The sequence below is a fragment of the Oleiphilus sp. HI0128 genome, from assembly GCF_001635365.1.
Genome location: NZ_LWGG01001435.1, coordinates 1 through 966, shown reverse-complemented (window position 1 = coordinate 966; position 966 = coordinate 1). Strand labels below are relative to the sequence as shown.

The window sequence follows — 966 nt, the reverse complement described above, 5'->3', positions numbered from 1 at the left end:
TGTCATTAGCCCCAGGTGCCGGCATTGCAACTTTGTGTGAGTCGATAGTCAAAGTAGAAGATGTTTTTAATCCGAATGCAGTAAAAGTGGTGTTTGATCTCAATGGTATGGCAAATTATTTTAGTCGTGCCCCGATACCATGGTGTCGTGATCAGTTTTCAGATCCTAAGGCCTTAACGGCGATACCTGATGGCGCTAGCTATTACCGCCATATCGGTATCTATGCCTACCGAGTGGGTTTCTTGAATGCTTATGTGAATTGGCCGCCGAGTATGACTGAAAAGCTTGAAAGTTTAGAGCAATTGAGAGCCTTATCTAACGGTGTTAGCATTCATGTCGAACAAGCTTTGGAGAGCCCTCCTCCAGGGGTCGATACTGAAACAGATCTGCAATATCTTAGAAACCTTTTAGCGGTATGATGTTCTCTTTTTCTTAATTTTTTTAGTCGAGTTGGGAATTATGCATAAGATCCTGTTTGTTTGTTTAGGAAATATCTGTCGCTCACCCACTGCTCAAGGTGTTTTTCAGTCTCGTGTTGATCAGGCTGGTTTAAAGGAGCACTTTTTTGTGGATTCTGCCGGTACAGCGGGTTGGCATGAAGGGAAAGCTCCAGACCCTCGAACACAAAAGCATGCGTTAAGCCGTTCGTATGACTTAAGCCGAATTCAAGGACGTCAGGTGGTTTTCTCTGACTTNGAAGCCTTTGATCATATTATTGCAATGGATAAGGCCAATCTGGAAAACTTGCAAGCCATGTGTCCAGAAGAGTTTCAGCATAAATTAAAGCTGTTTTTAGACTTCAGTGATTGCCCTGAAAGTGAAGTGCCAGATCCTTACTTTGGTGGCACTGCCGGTTTTTCACATGTGCTTGATTTAGCTGAGTCGGCAAGTGAAGGTTTGCTGAATGCTCTGACAGAGGAAGCGCTCGCTTAATGGTTGCATTCCTTGATGAATAAGCGTTTGGGA

The 966-nt window shown here is 43.8% G+C and carries 2 protein-coding genes; both read left to right on the top strand.

The features are described from left to right. The coding region (locus A3763_RS23715) for a cytidylyltransferase domain-containing protein (protein WP_369823170.1) at nucleotides 1-419 on the top strand (419 nt) is incomplete at its 5' end. A 40-nt stretch (nucleotides 420-459) separates the two neighbouring features. After that, nucleotides 460-933 (top strand): low molecular weight protein-tyrosine-phosphatase, encoded by a 474-nt coding sequence (locus A3763_RS23710; protein ID WP_068760624.1) that lies wholly within the window; start codon nucleotides 460-462, stop codon nucleotides 931-933. Nucleotides 934-966 lie beyond the last annotated feature (33 nt).